This is a genomic window from Corynebacterium flavescens (genome assembly GCF_008693105.1).
In the GTDB taxonomy this organism is placed as follows: Bacteria; Actinomycetota; Actinomycetes; order Mycobacteriales; family Mycobacteriaceae; genus Corynebacterium; species Corynebacterium flavescens.
On sequence record NZ_VXKK01000036.1, the window covers coordinates 1 to 14999 of the forward strand.

At 59.7% G+C, this 14999-nt stretch carries 13 protein-coding genes and 1 pseudogene; 4 read left to right on the forward strand and 10 right to left on the reverse strand.

What is annotated here, in order from left to right; genetic code table 11:
* Nucleotides 1-436 precede the first annotated feature (436 nt).
* The 4 genes and pseudogenes from F4V60_RS08890 to lepA form a co-directional block, all read right to left on the reverse strand.
* Nucleotides 437-1399 (reverse strand): annotated as a pseudogene (locus tag F4V60_RS08890) (EfeM/EfeO family lipoprotein); the annotation flags it as partial.
* The gene (locus tag F4V60_RS12880) at nucleotides 1399-2151 is read right to left on the reverse strand and encodes an alkaline phosphatase family protein (protein ID WP_255312481.1); all 753 of its coding nucleotides are present in this window, start codon (nucleotides 2149-2151) and stop codon (nucleotides 1399-1401) included. The pseudogene F4V60_RS08890 and the gene F4V60_RS12880, both read right to left, overlap by 1 nt.
* Nucleotides 2117-3292, reverse strand: coding sequence for an alkaline phosphatase family protein (locus F4V60_RS12885; protein WP_255312480.1), 1176 nt, complete (start codon nucleotides 3290-3292; stop codon nucleotides 2117-2119). Before F4V60_RS12885 ends, F4V60_RS12880 begins: the two co-directional genes overlap by 35 nt.
* A 198-nt stretch (nucleotides 3293-3490) precedes the next feature.
* On the reverse strand, nucleotides 3491-5338 hold the full coding sequence (gene lepA, locus F4V60_RS08900) for a translation elongation factor 4 (protein WP_075730254.1): 1848 nt from the start codon (nucleotides 5336-5338) through the stop codon (nucleotides 3491-3493).
* An 18-nt stretch (nucleotides 5339-5356) separates the two neighbouring features.
* Between lepA and F4V60_RS08905 the strand changes: the two genes are divergently transcribed.
* Both F4V60_RS08905 and rpsT read left to right on the forward strand, forming a co-directional pair.
* Nucleotides 5357-5902, forward strand: a complete 546-nt coding sequence (locus tag F4V60_RS08905; protein ID WP_075730255.1) for a type II toxin-antitoxin system PemK/MazF family toxin — start codon at nucleotides 5357-5359, stop codon at nucleotides 5900-5902.
* Nucleotides 5903-6146: 244 nt separating this feature from the next.
* A complete protein-coding gene (gene rpsT, locus F4V60_RS08910; protein ID WP_075730256.1) occupies nucleotides 6147-6410 on the forward strand; it encodes a 30S ribosomal protein S20 in 264 nt (87 codons plus the stop codon).
* 310 nt (nucleotides 6411-6720) lie between these two features.
* Here the strand turns inward: rpsT and F4V60_RS08915 are convergent, their stop codons facing one another.
* Nucleotides 6721-7731: an HNH endonuclease signature motif containing protein gene (locus tag F4V60_RS08915; RefSeq protein WP_075731262.1), complete on the reverse strand. Its 1011-nt coding sequence runs from the start codon at nucleotides 7729-7731 to the stop codon at nucleotides 6721-6723.
* Between the two features lie 641 nt (nucleotides 7732-8372).
* Here F4V60_RS08915 and F4V60_RS08925 point away from each other — a divergent pair.
* Both F4V60_RS08925 and F4V60_RS08930 read left to right on the forward strand, forming a co-directional pair.
* Nucleotides 8373-9200 (forward strand): DNA adenine methylase, encoded by an 828-nt coding sequence (locus F4V60_RS08925; RefSeq protein ID WP_075730257.1) that lies wholly within the window; start codon nucleotides 8373-8375, stop codon nucleotides 9198-9200.
* On the forward strand, nucleotides 9193-10551 hold the full coding sequence (locus tag F4V60_RS08930) for a type II restriction enzyme (RefSeq protein ID WP_075730258.1): 1359 nt from the start codon (nucleotides 9193-9195) through the stop codon (nucleotides 10549-10551). The genes F4V60_RS08925 and F4V60_RS08930 overlap by 8 nt, the downstream gene beginning before the upstream one ends.
* Here F4V60_RS08930 and F4V60_RS08935 read toward each other — a convergent pair.
* The 5 genes from F4V60_RS08935 to F4V60_RS08955 are packed head-to-tail and all read right to left on the reverse strand — an operon-like array spanning nucleotide 10548 to nucleotide 14975.
* Nucleotides 10548-11192 (reverse strand): LysE family translocator, encoded by a 645-nt coding sequence (locus F4V60_RS08935; protein ID WP_075730259.1) that lies wholly within the window; start codon nucleotides 11190-11192, stop codon nucleotides 10548-10550. The genes F4V60_RS08930 and F4V60_RS08935 overlap by 4 nt on opposite strands.
* A complete protein-coding gene (locus F4V60_RS08940) occupies nucleotides 11189-11575 on the reverse strand; it encodes an ankyrin repeat domain-containing protein (protein WP_075730260.1) in 387 nt (128 codons plus the stop codon). The genes F4V60_RS08935 and F4V60_RS08940 overlap by 4 nt, the downstream gene beginning before the upstream one ends.
* Nucleotides 11576-11585: 10 nt before the next feature.
* Nucleotides 11586-12560, reverse strand: coding sequence for a DNA polymerase III subunit delta (gene holA, locus F4V60_RS08945; protein ID WP_075730261.1), 975 nt, complete (start codon nucleotides 12558-12560; stop codon nucleotides 11586-11588).
* A gap of 1 nt (nucleotide 12561) precedes the next feature.
* Nucleotides 12562-14232: a ComEC/Rec2 family competence protein gene (locus tag F4V60_RS08950; protein ID WP_075730262.1), complete on the reverse strand. Its 1671-nt coding sequence runs from the start codon at nucleotides 14230-14232 to the stop codon at nucleotides 12562-12564.
* A complete protein-coding gene (locus tag F4V60_RS08955; protein ID WP_075730263.1) occupies nucleotides 14229-14975 on the reverse strand; it encodes a ComEA family DNA-binding protein in 747 nt (248 codons plus the stop codon). Before F4V60_RS08955 ends, F4V60_RS08950 begins: the two co-directional genes overlap by 4 nt.
* Nucleotides 14976-14999: the final 24 nt, after the last annotated feature.

A 14999-nucleotide genomic window follows, 5' to 3' on the forward strand; every position in this document is an offset into this window, starting at 1 on the left:
AGCCCGAGTCACCAACTGGAAACAAGCCATTAATCAGATGGCCGTGGCCTACCCCGACCGCTTCAACACATACCTCTAACCAAACAAGTTCACAAAGCCCCACACACAAAGAACTTGACGCGCTCTCAACAATCCCCCGTTGGTGCTCTCCCTCAAGGGGAAGCGCTGAAGCCTGCTCGTTACTCGACTCAGGATCATCACCAGCACTTGCGGCTATAGCAGCAGAAGCGGAAGGCGTCGCCGCCAATGCAGCGACACCGCCAAGGAAGGCCCGGCGCGAGAAATGGAGTGGGCAGCTCATCCACATCCTCCGGATTACAGTCATAGTGGCGATCACAGCCAGTTTTTCATTCGCGTCCGCAACAAATCCGTTGAGGACTTGGCGGTCTGTGGGGTCGTGGGGATCCATGGTCTGTGAAAAATCCTCCACCTTGTCAAGGCTCTTATCTATCTCGGCGAGGTTCGCACCGCGTTGCGCCAGGATGTCTCGGAGCGGGTCTATCATCGTCCTCGTCGCCTCCATGTCTGTCTGGACTGCTAGCGGCAGGGAGTTGGAGCCGTAGTCCCGGTAGCCTTGGAGATCGAAACGCTCGAGTTCCTCGGTCATTTCATGAGTCCTCAAGCCATAGTCCGCTGAGGCGAGCGCAAACTGCCCCACCCCTTCGACCACGGTATGCACGTTGTCATTGAGGAACTGGGCGTGCTGGGCCACTTCCGGCATAGCTTCGCCGTGCCACAGCCCCCACTCCACGCGGTGATAGCCCTCGATGTCCTCTGGCGTCGGCGTGGCGCTGGTGCCAAAGTCACCGATGTCATCGACTGGGCCCTCCCATTCGGTGTTGGAATCATCGAAGGTCCGGTACTTGCGATAGGCCGCAAGCCACGCCTTTTTGGCAGCCTCGCGGTCCCCGGACTGGGTGGCCAGAAGTAAGGCATCATCCAGCCCCGCCCATTGGGCAAGCTCACCATGCTGCTGAGCGGCGTGGGCAACAGATGCCTTGGCAACATCATCCTCAGTTATCGGCAGCATCTTCGATGCTTCCTTATAGGGCGAGCCCGTGACCTCGAACTCCGCACCAGCAATGGAGGAGGTATTACGGAACACGCACACGAGGTGATAGGTGCCGTCTTTCAACTTGGCATTCCACTGGCGCACGGAGGGAGAACCTACCCTTTCAATGACCTGATAGGCATAGCCCTCCTTATCCGCCACGTAGACGGTCAGGTACTTGCCTGAGGTATTGTTCAGGCTCAATGCTCCTCCGGTTTCCGCTGGTACCGGGCAGGAATAGCTATCCCGGACCAAGGGCTCATTGGACGGCGCCGGGGCGTGCGAGTTAGTGCTATTGCACCCCGCCAGCGTCACCAGCGAAGCCAGAAGAAGGCACCGGGCTTTCATTACTTGTTCCCAGAGCGATTTTTCATAAATAGAACGCCGCCAGCGACGATGACAACAATGACTCCCAGGGCGCCCCACATCCAGGTGGGGAAGCCGGACTTTTCCTCCGTCGCCGCGGCCAGCCGGGTTTCCTTGATTGCGCCGTTCTCGGTCGAGGCCGGGTCATTCATTCCCTCGGCGACGTCTTTGAGCTGCGTGGTCTCGCGGGAGGCGTTGTCGATCTTCTTGACCTGGTCATAGGACTTGGCGACGCTCCCGTCCGTCTCATTCAAGAAGACCTTGTCGGCCTTGGCCTGGAAATCAAACATGCCATCGAGCTTGCCGGCTCGGTTATCAAAGGTGTCTGCGCCAAGGCGCCCAAGGTCCCAGTTGTCTTGAATGAACTTGGTGATAGAAGTCTGTTCCGTGTAGGTGCTATCCACATGGTTGGACTTGGCAAAGGGAGAGACAACCAACAGCGGCTGGCGTGTGCCCGGGCCGCACTGGCCCTTGGCGCCACCGGCTACCCCGACGCCCTTTGCCGCCGAGGTGCAAATCTCAGCGTCGACGGGATCACCGGTTTCCTCATCGATGGTGGTGTCATCGGAACCGTTGAGGATCTTGGGAGCCTTGTGGTCATACCATCCGTCGGAATCGTCATAAGCAATGACAACCGCCGTCGAATCCCACTGCTGAGAGTTTTGCAGCTCGTTGATGTAGTGGGTGATGAAGGCCTGCTCATCGAGCAGGATTGGAGTAGCCCGCGTGTCCATCTTGGTAGTTCGGGGCTTTCAGGAAAGACACCGCCGGGAGGTTTCCGTCGTGGAGTGCGGTATCGAAGTCCTCGACATCATACTGGTGATTAGCCTGGTCGGTCTTGCCAATCATATCCGCGCTGCTGGGAGCTAGGTGGTGCGGGTTCGCGGTCGAGGCGTAGTACTGGAAAGGCTCGTGGTGTGGGTTGTAGTCAGGCTGGCCCTGCCCCGTCAACGTGTTGTGAGCAGCTCCGCAGCGCGCCGGGCTGCTTTCCGTGGCAGGCTCGGTGGGCCGGAACCCGCCCTGGAACCAGCCCCAGGTGACGTTGTTTTCATTGAGCTGGTCACCGATGTTCTCATTGCTAAAAGCAGCAACCTGGTCGGTGGAGGCGGAAGATGCATTCGAGCAATCATCGTAGAGGGGGTCTGGGTCTCCCACGATGGTGGTCGTTGAGCCATCTTCCGCGACGCCAGCCAGGGCGCTCGATTTGCCGGGCTCTATCTTGACTTGCTCACCGCTGGCCGGATCGTGCATGGTGGCGCCAGCCACGGTGCCAGCAATGAGGTTGATGGCTCTCGGGGTCGAAGGGCCGAAGATGGTGGAATAGCTGTTGTCGTTGAGGGCAAAATTCTGCGCGTAGTTCCACATTCCGGTGACAGTGTTGCCATCGTAGTAGCCCATGGTCAGACCGGGCTTGGCAGAGTAGCCGTTGTTCTTCTTATCCACGTCACTGGAGACGGTTTCGGGGAACTTATCCATCTTCCCGTTGTTCGCCGCCTGTTGCTCTGCGGAGTACTCGTGGTTTTGGTCCACCGTGGCAGCCTGATCCGGGGAGAGACGGAAGGGCTTGACCGAGTTGGGATTCTTATCGCCGAGAAGATCCTCCGAGGCGAGGTTGTTGACCTTGGGGGTATCTTTCTTGGCCTCGAACTGAGGAGCAGCAAGGTCCGTGCCTTGCTGCTTTTCGCCTTCGTTGTTTTCAGCCTTGGGATAGGTAGCGAAGTAGTGATCGAAGGAGATGTTCTCGGCGTAAATCACGACAACGTGCTCAATAGGAGTATTGGTCTCCGCGTGGGCAACGTTGGGGCAAAGAAGGAGGGTGGATACGCAGGCGCCGAAGGCGACACCGAAGCGCTTAATGGCAGCCGTGGAAGACATGAGGAAAACCTTAAGAATTGAGAATTATGCCAAAGCAGGATTAAAAGCCCCTCCTACGCACCTCACAAACGCAAAAGGAGACTTTAAAACCAGTCGGCTCTCAGTTAAGGTTCCCCTCATAAAGCCAGTTCACACTGGGCTAAAAGTACTTTGCGGCCACAACCACATTGCACCCAACGTTAACCCACATTTCCAGAATTATTCACCGTCTGTCGACAGCGCAGCGACGAAGGCTTCCTGCGGCACGGAGACCGAGCCGATGGACTTCATGCGCTTCTTACCAGCCTTCTGCTTCTCCAGGAGCTTGCGCTTACGGGAAATATCGCCGCCGTAGCATTTGGCCAGCACGTCTTTGCGCATCGCACGGATATTCTCGCGGGCGATAACCTTGGAGCCGATGGCCGCCTGAACAGGCACCTCGAATTGCTGGCGTGGGATGAGCTCCTTGAGCTTCTTGGTCATCTTATTGCCGTACCACTGCGCGGAATCACGGTGCACGATCGCGGAGAAAGCATCAACTGGATCGCCGTTGAGCAGGATATCAACCTTGACCAGGTCAGCGAGCTGCTCGCCCGCCTCCTCATAGTTGAGGGAGGCATAGCCCTTAGTGCGGGACTTCAACATGTCAAAGAAATCAAAGATGATTTCGCCCAAAGGCATGACATAGCGCAGCTCCACGCGATCCTCGGAGAGATAATCCATACCGCCCATCTGGCCGCGCTTGGATTGGCACAGCTCCATCGTGGGACCGACAAACTCCTCGGGCACGATGACCGTCATCTTCACGATGGGCTCATAGACCTCGTTGAGCTTGCCGCTCGGCCAATCCGCGGGGTTGTGCACCAAAGACTCCTCGCCGTCCTCCGCGATCACGCGGTAAGTAACAGAAGGCGCTGTGGAGATGAGATCCAGGCCGAACTCGCGCTCAAGGCGGTCGCGGGTGATCTCCATGTGCAATAGGCCCAAGAATCCGCAACGGAAACCGAAGCCCAACGCCACGGAGGTCTCGGGTTCGAAGGTCAAGGAGGCGTCGTTAAGCTGCAGTTTTTCTAGTGCATCACGCAAATCGGGGAAGTCCGACTGCGAGATGGGGAAGAGCCCGGAATAGACCATGGGCTTGGGATCGTGGTAGCCCTTAAGCGCCTCCGTGGCACCATTGGAAGCCCAGGTCACGGTGTCCCCGACTTTGGTTTCGCGCACATTCTTTACACCCGTGATGAGGTAGCCCACCTCGCCGGGCCCGAGCCCCTCGCACTTTTGCATGGTGGGGGAAATGATGCCGATCTCTAGCAGCTCGTGGTTGGTATTGGTCGACATCATGGTGACCTTCTGGCGCGGGACCAGCTTGCCGTCCACCATCCTGATATAAGTCACCACGCCGCGATAGGTGTCATAGACCGAGTCAAAGATCATGGCCCGGGCAGGAGCATCGGGCGCGAATTCGGAGCTGGGCGGCGGAACCAACTCGGTGACCCTGTCGAGCAGATCTTCGACCCCCTCTCCCGTCTTGCCGGAAACACGCATGACCTCATCGGGCTCGCAACCGATGATGTTGGCGATCTCCAGGGCGTACTTCTCCGGCTCCGCGGCTGGGAGATCAATCTTGTTGAGCACGGGGATGATCTCAAGATCATTTTCCATGGCCAGATAGAGGTTGGCCAAGGTCTGCGCCTCAATGCCCTGTGCTGCATCCACCAACAAGATGGCGCCCTCACAGGCCTCAAGTGCGCGGGAGACCTCGTAGGTGAAGTCCACGTGACCGGGGGTATCAATCATCTGCATGACGATCTCCTCCCCCGCGAACTTGCCGGTGCGTGGTACCCACGGCAGCCGCACGTTCTGCGCCTTGATGGTGATACCGCGCTCGCGTTCAATATCCATGTTGTCCAGGTACTGATCACGCATGTCGCGCGCGTCCACTACCTGGGAGTATTGCAGGATGCGGTCAGCCAACGTCGACTTGCCGTGGTCGATGTGGGCGATAATGCAGAAGTTGCGGATCTGACTTGGATCCGTAAACGTCTTGGCCGCAAAATTTTTAGACATGTGTCTACAATAGGCTACATGACTAGCGGCAAACCAACTGTGCTCGCCCGCGTCTTGGCCGCGCTGGGAGTAAGGGACAAAGAGCCGGTGGACCACGGCCTTTCCCGTATCAACGAGCGCCTGGGAATGCACCGCCGCGCAAAATCCCGCGAACCACGCAAAGCTGCCCACATCCGCGTCGAAGCCTCCGCTTCCCACCCCCGATCCATCTTTTTTGCCCCCGATATGGACGGCCAGGCCGATTCCGGCGAGGTAGTTTGGGTGTGGGCCCCTTCCGATGACAAGCAGTCCCCGCCACGCGAGCGCGCCATCCTCGTCATTGGCCGCACCCGCACCACGGTCCTGGGGCTTTTGATCTCCCCCAATCCGGAGCACGCCCACGAAGATGAGTGGCTAGAAATCGGCTCCGGCGACTGGGATGAGTCCGGCCGCCAGTGCTGGATCCGGCTCGATCGCGTGCTCGAGATCTCCGAAGAACAGGTTCGCCGCCAAGGCACTCTATTCCCGCAGCGCCGCTTCGAGCGCATCACCAACCGCCTGCGCTCGCGCTACCACTGGGCTTAGGCGAGAGCGGAGATGGCGGTTTTGGGTCTCTAGCCACGCTGCTGCTAGGATTGCACAGTTACTTGTCTGCTGGGCGCGTCGGTCGGGGCGGTCAGGACCTTGGGTCCGCTCTTCGAATACCGGCGCCGGGCATCTAGTTTGAGAGGCGTGTTGATACACAGCCAACACTCACACGAGGCGCGGGAGAGTCCATCAAGGCTGGTTGCAAGCAATAATCACTTTCGATTCCAAGAGGTAAAATTCGATGGCAAACATCAAGTCCAAGCAGAAGCGCATTCTCACCAACGAGAAGTCGCGTCAGCGCAACAAGGCTGTCCGCTCCGCTGTTCGCACCGAGATCCGCAAGTTCCGCGAGCTCGTTGAGGCCGGCGACAAGGCTGGTGCGGAGAAGCAGCTGCGCGCCGCTTCCCGCTCCCTGGACAAGTCCGTTTCCAAGGGCGTGTTCCACCGCAACACCGCAGCCAACAAGAAGTCCGGCATGGCCGTGGCTTTCAACAAGATGGCCTAAGTCTGGCACTTACGCCTGCTTGAACTAGTTTGTCCCCGCACTTTTTTGGTGCGGGGACAAACTAGTTTTCCTACCCAGTCGCTTTAGTGGAACGCTCTTCCCAGAGGCCCCGCCCCCTCAGCTGCAAAACAATACTTAGCGGGCTCTTCTGGGTTTTAGAGTGCGTGGTGGGACCGGCAGGCAAAATGCGAGTCCCTTGCCGGTATTTTCCGGGTTCATCTCCACTGCACAGTCATAGTCCTGCCCGTTGTTGGTTTCCCCACCGGGCTTTGTTTTAGGGTGCGGGAAGTCGCCGTTAGGCGGTGTTGACCTAACGGCTAGTGCGTTTGCGGGGCTGCCAGACTATTGTCCCGCCCTCGCGGGTAAGGCGCCCGCGGCGTGGTGGCGCATTCGGATCATCTTCATTAACCCCGTTGTGATAACTACACAAGGTCACCAGGTTGGCAACGTTAGTCTCCCCACCATGACTCCACGGCGTGAGATGGTGAAACTGCCCCCGCTCTGCCGGGATGCTACAGCCCGGCCACGCACACGTAGGGTGCTCTGCTGCCAGCATTGTGCGCTGCTTGACCGAGGCGAAGCGCTCAAAGTGGTACAAGTCCACCGGCCCCAGCGTACGGCTTATCACCGTAATAAGACCCTCGTTGGCACAAGCACGCTCTACAAGCTGCGCGCCGGTGATAACAGCCCCACTAGTGGTGCGCACCAGCACATCACCACCCTCGCGGCGTACAAGCTTCCCGTAGTCCTCCAACTGGAGGACTGCCATAGTCGTCACACGAGTACGCCCAGCCGGGGCCCCGTCTGCCTTGCCGAGCATGCAGGCTATAAAGCTCTCGCCCGGCCGCTTATGATCAATGGTTCGGAAAGCATCCGCCATATCCAAACCATTACCGGTCACTGTCAAGGTAGCCAGCCCATTAGGGTGCTGGCGCAACATCGCACGCTCGCAATACGTGCGGGGAACACGCATTTCACGCAACCGGCGCCTGGCTACCGCAGTAACCTGCTCGCTTGGCGTGGCGCATAGTTCCAACCGCAGGTTCCACGCATCCAGTTTCCCTGTAATGCGGCGGGTAAAGGATTCGATCTGGCGCAAAGTACTCAGGGTGTGCCCGGTACTCCGAGCAGAGTTAACGGCTAAGCGCTGCTTTGCTGTATAGGGAGTAGTACCGAAGTAGATGGTGTGCAGGCCTATAAGCTCGGCGGCATCCTGTGTGCTGGCCCCTATCTTTTCAAGGTCTGGCACAGATAGCCCCGAGCACTCAGCTACGAGGTCAACACCCCGGCCAAGTTGTGCGAAATACTCCTGCAAGCCCATGAGCGCCACGCTAAGCCACCGCCACCAGGTGCGACAATCCCCAACCCGCACCCAGTAAGGAAACTGTGGATAACCCACCAGCGCCGGACGCAGTTATCCACAGACGGGCCGCCTCGCCAGAACTTGGCAGTGCGGTAGCAAGGCCATCCGACTTATCCTGAAGGATCAGGCCCAAGCGGAGGACAACCGACCAACAAAACCACTGCACTCCAAAACCCGAAGATCCCCTTAACACCTACCAAGTGCTCGCCCGTTCCTGTCGGCCTTGGGTGACTTCAGCATGGATACTATGTTTGGCACCGATGTTAACCAACGAATCTAGGCGGAACTGGCTAAATTTTCCGTCGAAGAGTGCAGACACGCGCGATTGAGTTAAACCGGGATGAGCCACAACTTCTGATTGTCCCACCCTCGCTCTGAGATCTCTTTGCGGATTGCGCGCATCTTGAGGTTCTCAGCTTCCTCGATTGTGTCCGATATTCCACCCATTCGATCTTCTGACCACTCTCTGACAAGCCGAGAACATATATCGGTACCGATGTACACTAACGGTTTCCCACCCTCATCGATAACACGTTCGAACGCTTTGGGCTAACGGACTCATGCTCATGTCCGCTCGCACGTTAAGATGGACACTCGTTATGAATGATGTGAAGCCACTAGTGAAATGGGTGGGCGGAAAGCGCCAGCTCCTGCCCGAGATACACGCTGCGCTCCCGCAGGATGGCTTCGGCCGCTACTTCGAACCCTTCTTAGGCGGTGGCGCGGTGCTATTCTCTTTGCGCCCGCCCGCGGCTAGCGTCAATGACCTCAATTCAGAACTCATCAACCTCTACGAGGTCACCCGGGACAACGTCGAGGAACTCATTGCCTTGCTTGCTACTTATCCCAATGAGGCTTCATTCTTCTACGACATGCGCGGCCTCGACCGCGAGGCTGGGTTTGCGCGGCTCAGCCGCACCGAGCGCGCCGCACGCACGGTCTATCTCAACAAGACCTGCTACAACGGCCTCTACCGCGTCAATAACGCCGGCCAGTTCAACGCGCCCTTTGGCCGATATGCCAACCCTTCCATCTGCGATGTTGATACTTTGCGTGGAGTCTCCGCCTACCTCAATGGTAATGACATTGTCTTTCACAACGGCGACTACTCCGCCATCTTGGCAGAAGCCGCAGCCGGAGACTTTGTCTACCTCGACCCGCCCTATGACCCGGTCAATCCCACGAGCAACTTCACCGGCTATCAATCCGGGGGCTTCGACCGCAGCAATCAGATCAAGTTGAAAGAGACCTGCGACGAGCTAGATGCCCGCGGCGTGCGTTTCTTGCTTTCTAACTCCGCCACGGACTTCATCAAAGAGCTCTATGGTGACTACCAGGTATCCATCGTGGGCGCCACCCGCGCCATCAATTCGGTAGCCTCCAAGCGCGGCAAGGTCGAGGAGGTGCTGGTGCGCAACTATGGGTGATAATCGCGAAGAAGAGTACCTGCGCCGCCGTTTCGAGGTACCCGCCGGGCAGGCCCTGGGTCTCAATGACATCGGTTGGCTGCGCACATTTGACGCGAAGCTCTCCTCCGAGATTTCTACCGCCGGATTCGCTCGTGTCAGCGCCCAAGAACTCAAGGCTTTGAGTGGGCGCGAGCCTAGGCTTATGGCCAAGCATGACTTCTCTACTTCAAGGCCCTGGATCTTCGAAGACCTCGGGCTTTCTATCCTCCCGCTGAGCCGCAGCTCCTATCTCATTGGCCCTTTCAATCTCTATGAGCGTTTTCCGGTCAGCGCCGGAGTGTTGCGCACGCTTGCCATCCCCAGTGGAATCGAATCGCTGGATTTTTCTGCCCTCAGATCTGAAGCCCTAGTTCTCAGCGCCGCAGCGCTGTCCGGGATGATCGAGGACTTCATCGGAGGAAGCCGGCTCGTTCCCACCGTGGCCGGGCGCATGTCCACCGGGCGGCTTCCGCTCCACCTGCGCGAGATGGGCAAGCATTTTACCGTGGATCGTGCGCAGATGGAGATTGATGCGGGCTTCGAATCCCCCGAACACCTGGTACTGGTGGAAGCCAAGAACCACATCACCGCCGACTTCAATATCCGCCAGCTTTACTTCCCTTACCTGCGCTTTTCACGCGAGCTTTCGAAAGAGGTCATCCCCCTCTACTTGGTCTATTCCAACGGGGTTTTTCACCTCTACCGATACACTTTCACCGACCCGGAAGACTTCCGCAGCATTCGGCTCGCCGCGAGTACCCGCTATGTCCTGGGTGATTCGGCAGTAAGTATCGACTCACTCCGCACACTGCTGGACCGGATAAAACCCCGCACACACCCGCGTTCGCAGCATCAGGGACAAGCGCGTATACCCTTCCCGCAAGCAGATTCCTTTGCCAGGGTGGTCAGCCTCTGCGAGCTACTGCTCGACAAGGACTTGGACAAGACGGCTATTCACGCCCATTATGGATTCACCCCGCGCCAAGCAGACTACTACGTCAATGCGGGACGCTACCTGGGGTTGATTGATCTGGAGGGCTCCGTGGCCCGCTTGACTGCCCTCGGCCGAAGCATCATGGAAACGCCCTCGCGGGATGATCGCAACCTCGCACTAGTGGAGGTCATGGCGGGTGACGAGGTGTTCCACGCGGTTTTGGAGGGCGTCGTCGCCAAGCAGCGTGGCCCACAGCGCTCGGATGTCCTCGCCATCATGGAATCGAGTGCTTTGGAGATGTCGAGCAGTACCTTGAAGCGGCGGGCCGGCACGGTTATGGCCTGGGCCCACTGGGTGTGGGACCTAGTCGCACCCCGGCAACTTAAGCTTGCTTAGAATACGTCCTGGAAACCCGTGACGGCCATCGTGGCACCCGCCACGATGAAGAAGATTCCGGCGGCAACGTCAATCCACGGTCCCGCGCGCAGCATGCGACGCCGGATCTTGTTGGTGGAGATGACGAAGCTGATGACCAAGAAGAGCAGGAAGCTGGAGATAACCAGGCTGGCGATAAGCAGCACCGCCAGCCCCAGCGAGGGATGCGCTGGAAGCAAGGGCGCGATGAGCGCGGCCAGAAACAAGACAATCTTGGGGTTCGACAAGTTCGTGGTCATGCCCTGTACGAAGGCGTAGCGCAGCCTGCCCACCGAGGCTTCGGCCGATTCCAAGTCGACGGCCGGGGAGGTACGCGCGGCCCACCCCGTGCGCAGCATGTTCCAGCCCATCCACATCAGCCACGTTCCACCGACTAGCTGGATGAGGCCCAAGATTGAGGGGAAGGTGCGCAGGAGAGCTGCGGCGCCGAGCACCGTAAGCGAGCACCACATGATGACGCCGACTTGGATTCCGAGCACCGCTGCCACGGCGTGACGCCGCGACTTGGTGGCGATGCGGGTGATGAGGATGATGTCCGGTCCGGGTGACATCGCCGCAATAAGATTTGCAACGATGACCGTGAGGAAGGCGCTTAGGCTCATCCCCCCGCGCCCAAACGCTCAACGAGGTCTGCGCGCCCGAACATGCGGGCAGTGTCAATGGCAGTGGGTTGCCCGGCAGTCGCCGAGGCGCCAGCGGCGATTAAAGCCTCAATAACGGCCTCTTCCTTCTTGAAGATGGCTCCCGCCAGTGGGGACTGCCCCCGATCATTGAGAAGGTCCGCATCGGCGCCGGCTGCAAGAAGCTTTTCCACGAGATCAGCCTGGCCGTGGTAGGCGGCGAGCATGAGGAACGACTGCCCCTCCTGGTTGACCATGTTGACGTTGACACCGCGTTCAATGTAATCCATTAGCTGCGCATCACCCGCGCGGGCGAAGTCAAAGAGCTTGGCGGCGAACTCTTCTAGTTCTTGATTCTCACTCATGCGCCCTACTTTATCGCGCCAGTTCCGCGATGCGACGCACGGCTGCCTCGATGGCGAAGTCGGGGTCGCCGCCCCGGCCTTTGACCTCTGCCTCCAACTCCGATACGAGGATGACGGCCCGGGTCACATTCTCCCCCGACCAGCGCCGGGCCACCGGCTGCGTCAGCTTGACCACATAAGCATTGAGACCAGTCTGTTTGGCCAAGGAAAACTGGTCTCCGCGGGCCGAATAAAGCCGCGCTATCGCGCCGACCTTATTGGCCAGTGCCGCGGCGATGGCCACCGGACTCGCCCCGAGCTGCAGCGCGCGCCGGCAGGTGCTCACAGCAGCCTCGAGGCGTCCGGCGACGGCTGCATCCGCGATGTCCCAATTGGCGACCTCGGCCACGCCAATGTAGTAGTTATGCACAGCCTCCCTAGTCACGTTGCCGTTGGTATCGAAGACGAGCTGGGAAATCGCGGAGGCTAACTCGCGCAGATCAGAGCCCACCCCGTCGAGTACGGCCTGGACCACATCCGGGGTGGGACGCACACCATGGCTGGCGAACTCGCGCGTTGCCCACGGCAAAAGCTCGTTGGTGTAGAGCGAAAAAGCCTCGTGAACCTCGCCGATCTTGCGCAGCTTAGACACGATCTCGGGGGCCTTCTTCTTGGCCTTAAGTGTCTTTGCGCTCACCGTATACACAATCACCATGGTCATGCCCGGCGCGGGATTAACGCAGGCCTCTAACAGTATCTTGGTGACTTCCTTGCCCGCACGCTCGACGTCACTGACAACGATGACCCGGTTATCCCCGAATAGTGAGGGGCTGGTGGCCTCTGCAATCTCTCCCTCACTGACCTCTGAGGCCCTGAGCCTTTTGACCTCGAGGGCGGTATCGCTGTCCTGCGCCGCAGCACTCTGGAAGGATAGGCGGGCGCGCTCGGTGAGGAACTCGTCATCTCCGAGGATGAGGTGGACGGGTGCAACAGGCATGACAGCCATCTTAGAACCTCCCGTCGCTAGAGTGTTGCACGCCGTCACGATAGAGGCGCACCGGACCATCGCGACTCGGGTAAAGCACTGGTATGCCCTCTTTTGTGCGCGTGGGTCGAGGCGTGGACTGAAAGGCTGTAGGCAAAGAACGCCGTGGCGAAACCTGCGAAGTGTCCCCTGTTTCTGGACCGCGCACGATGATGACCTGCGTCCCGGCAGGCACTGGTGCTATCTCGCTTTCCGTGCTGACCTCGTGGGTACGCAGGCGGCTAATGTCCACCTCCCCAGGCTGGTAGACGGCGGCCCCTACCGCGCACACCACGACGATTAAAGTCAGCAGCGGGCGCCGAAAGGCCAGGCCGAGCAGAATCCAGCCATAGACCAGCGCCACTGCCCACGGGCTGGCGGCCACCGTGGAGACAGGCAGCGCTACCACCCCATGTGCCACGGTGTTTATCCACCACGTGCAGGGTTCAGCGACTTTAAGCAAACACGTCCCGAGGATGTCGATAGGGCCTAACTGGGCACACGCTGCCGCGAGGACACCCAAGATCGTTATCGGCGCCGCGACCGGAGAAACCAAAAGATTAGCCAGCACCGAGACCACCGATACCTCGCCGGCCATCAAAGCCACCACTGGCATGGTGACCACGTCGGCGGCGAGGGCCACCGCCAGGGCGCGAACGAGAATCTCCGGCCAGCCGGTCGGTGCAAGAAAGCGCACGATGACTGGGCTGAGCACCACGATCCCGGCCGTGGCTGCAGTTGATAGCGCGAATCCAAAGCTCAGCGCAAGCTCACTGTCAACGAGAATCAGTACGATTATCCCCAGACTCAATGCGTGCAGTGGTTGCATGCGAGAGGAGTTAAGGACCGCGAGCAGCCCCACCATCCCCGCCACCGCGGCGCGCTGTACGGAGGGCTCGAAGCCCACCAAGAGCACGAACCCGGCCAATGCTGCTGCCGCCGCGGTCATCCTTTGGGCAGGACCCAAGGCGAAAGCAGCACATACTAGCGCCGCGGCGGAGCAAATGATGGCCACGTTGGCTCCGGATACGGCGCTCAAGTGTGAAAGCCCCGCGGCGACATAAAGATCCCGCTCGGCAGACTCTTGGAGGGTGGTATCCCCCAACACCATGCCAGGAAACAGACCCTGACTTGCCGGTCCCACGCTCTCGCTCACCAGCTCCCGGAAGTTTCCCGCCACCACGTGCGCCCACCCCCGCGGAGGCGCTACGCCCACGGCACTGCCCTCAGCCACCACGGGGCTCAGTCCCGGGCGCGAGGCCTCTTTAAAGGAGGCCGCGAGCGAAACTCGCGAGCCGGTTTCCAGGCCGGGATTATCCTTGACAAATACTGGCAGCTGCGCCGGGAAGCCCTCCACCCGCAGCCGCAGCAACCAAGTGCCGGAATCCGTCTGGGTAGGTGCGGCGCTGATTCGACCCTCCAACGGCTGCGTAAACTCGAAAGCCTGCGCGCGAGACTTCCTTATTGCCGCCACTGCCACTGCGGCCAGCCCGATTCCGCCGCAGGCAATGCCCTGGCCACGCTGGCGAAGGAGAAGCCAGGCAGCAGCCACTAACATCACAATGATGCAGGCCGCCTGCCACCCGTTCAGCAGTACGATCGCGGTGGCCGCCCACACCACCGCCGCCCCTGGAAATAGCCGCAGCTCCGTCATGGCGTGACGTCATTTTTGAGTTTCTCGAACTTGGCAGGGCCGATGCCGCTGACATCCAAGAGCTGCTCGACGGAGTTAAAGCCACCGATCTCTTCCCTGTGGGCAATGATCGCGGCTGCGGTGACCTCCCCTACCCCGCTTAAGCTCTCCAGCTCCTTCTGGGAGGCACTGTTCAGGCTGACCTTTCCCGCCCCGGGACCAGAGCCGGCCTCCGCTAAACCACCGCCTTGCGAATCTCCAGCGCCCGCCGCGCTCGCACCCTGCACGGTTGAGCCTTGCTCCAACACCACGATCTGCTGCCCATCAACCAAGAGCTGGGCCTGATTTAGCCCCAAAAGATCAGCATGCGCCAAGGGCCGAGCCCGGGCGAGAGCATCTGCCAGACGCGCCCCCGGAGCCAGCGTCACAAGCCCGGCGGATTCGACTTCTCCCACGACCGAGACCACCACGGAACTTGGCGCCTGTGGCGTGGACTCAGAACTCGCAACTCCTCTCCCCTTGTTCACGACCTCCCCCGCTGTCTCCGCCGGGGTCGCTGGTGCCACTGGAGCCAGCTGCGTGCTTTGGCGCGAGCTTATTCCCAGCCACGCCACCACGCCAGCCACGACAAGCACGGCGACAACGCAGGCCTGCCAGGGCGGGATGCGCAGCCGTGGGCGTGGGAAGTCCACATCGAGATATTCCTCTTGGCCCGTGGGCTCTTTTAGCTCACGCAGCCTATCGCTGATACGCGCGGTTGCCATACCTTGAAGCTAAGCCTGCGCTCC

What these genes read in the sequence shown, in the direction of transcription:
- F4V60_RS08950 (WP_075730262.1), bottom strand. Translation starts at nt 14,232, where the DNA reads ATGACGGAGCTGCGGCTATTTCCAGGGGCGGCGGTGGTGTGGGCGGCC.
- F4V60_RS08905 (WP_075730255.1), top strand. Translation starts at nt 5,357, where the DNA reads ATGACTAGCGGCAAACCAACTGTGCTCGCCCGCGTCTTGGCCGCGCTG.
- F4V60_RS08955 (WP_075730263.1), bottom strand. Translation starts at nt 14,975, where the DNA reads ATGGCAACCGCGCGTATCAGCGATAGGCTGCGTGAGCTAAAAGAGCCC.
- F4V60_RS08925 (WP_075730257.1), top strand. Translation starts at nt 8,373, where the DNA reads ATGAATGATGTGAAGCCACTAGTGAAATGGGTGGGCGGAAAGCGCCAG.
- F4V60_RS08940 (WP_075730260.1), bottom strand. Translation starts at nt 11,575, where the DNA reads ATGAGTGAGAATCAAGAACTAGAAGAGTTCGCCGCCAAGCTCTTTGAC.
- rpsT (WP_075730256.1), top strand. Translation starts at nt 6,147, where the DNA reads ATGGCAAACATCAAGTCCAAGCAGAAGCGCATTCTCACCAACGAGAAG.
- F4V60_RS12880 (WP_255312481.1), bottom strand. Translation starts at nt 2,151, where the DNA reads ATGGACACGCGGGCTACTCCAATCCTGCTCGATGAGCAGGCCTTCATC.
- F4V60_RS08935 (WP_075730259.1), bottom strand. Translation starts at nt 11,192, where the DNA reads ATGAGCCTAAGCGCCTTCCTCACGGTCATCGTTGCAAATCTTATTGCG.
- lepA (WP_075730254.1), bottom strand. Translation starts at nt 5,338, where the DNA reads ATGTCTAAAAATTTTGCGGCCAAGACGTTTACGGATCCAAGTCAGATC.
- F4V60_RS08930 (WP_075730258.1), top strand. Translation starts at nt 9,193, where the DNA reads ATGGGTGATAATCGCGAAGAAGAGTACCTGCGCCGCCGTTTCGAGGTA.
- F4V60_RS08915 (WP_075731262.1), bottom strand. Translation starts at nt 7,731, where the DNA reads ATGGGCTTGCAGGAGTATTTCGCACAACTTGGCCGGGGTGTTGACCTC.
- holA (WP_075730261.1), bottom strand. Translation starts at nt 12,560, where the DNA reads ATGGCTGTCATGCCTGTTGCACCCGTCCACCTCATCCTCGGAGATGAC.
- F4V60_RS12885 (WP_255312480.1), bottom strand. Translation starts at nt 3,292, where the DNA reads ATGTCTTCCACGGCTGCCATTAAGCGCTTCGGTGTCGCCTTCGGCGCC.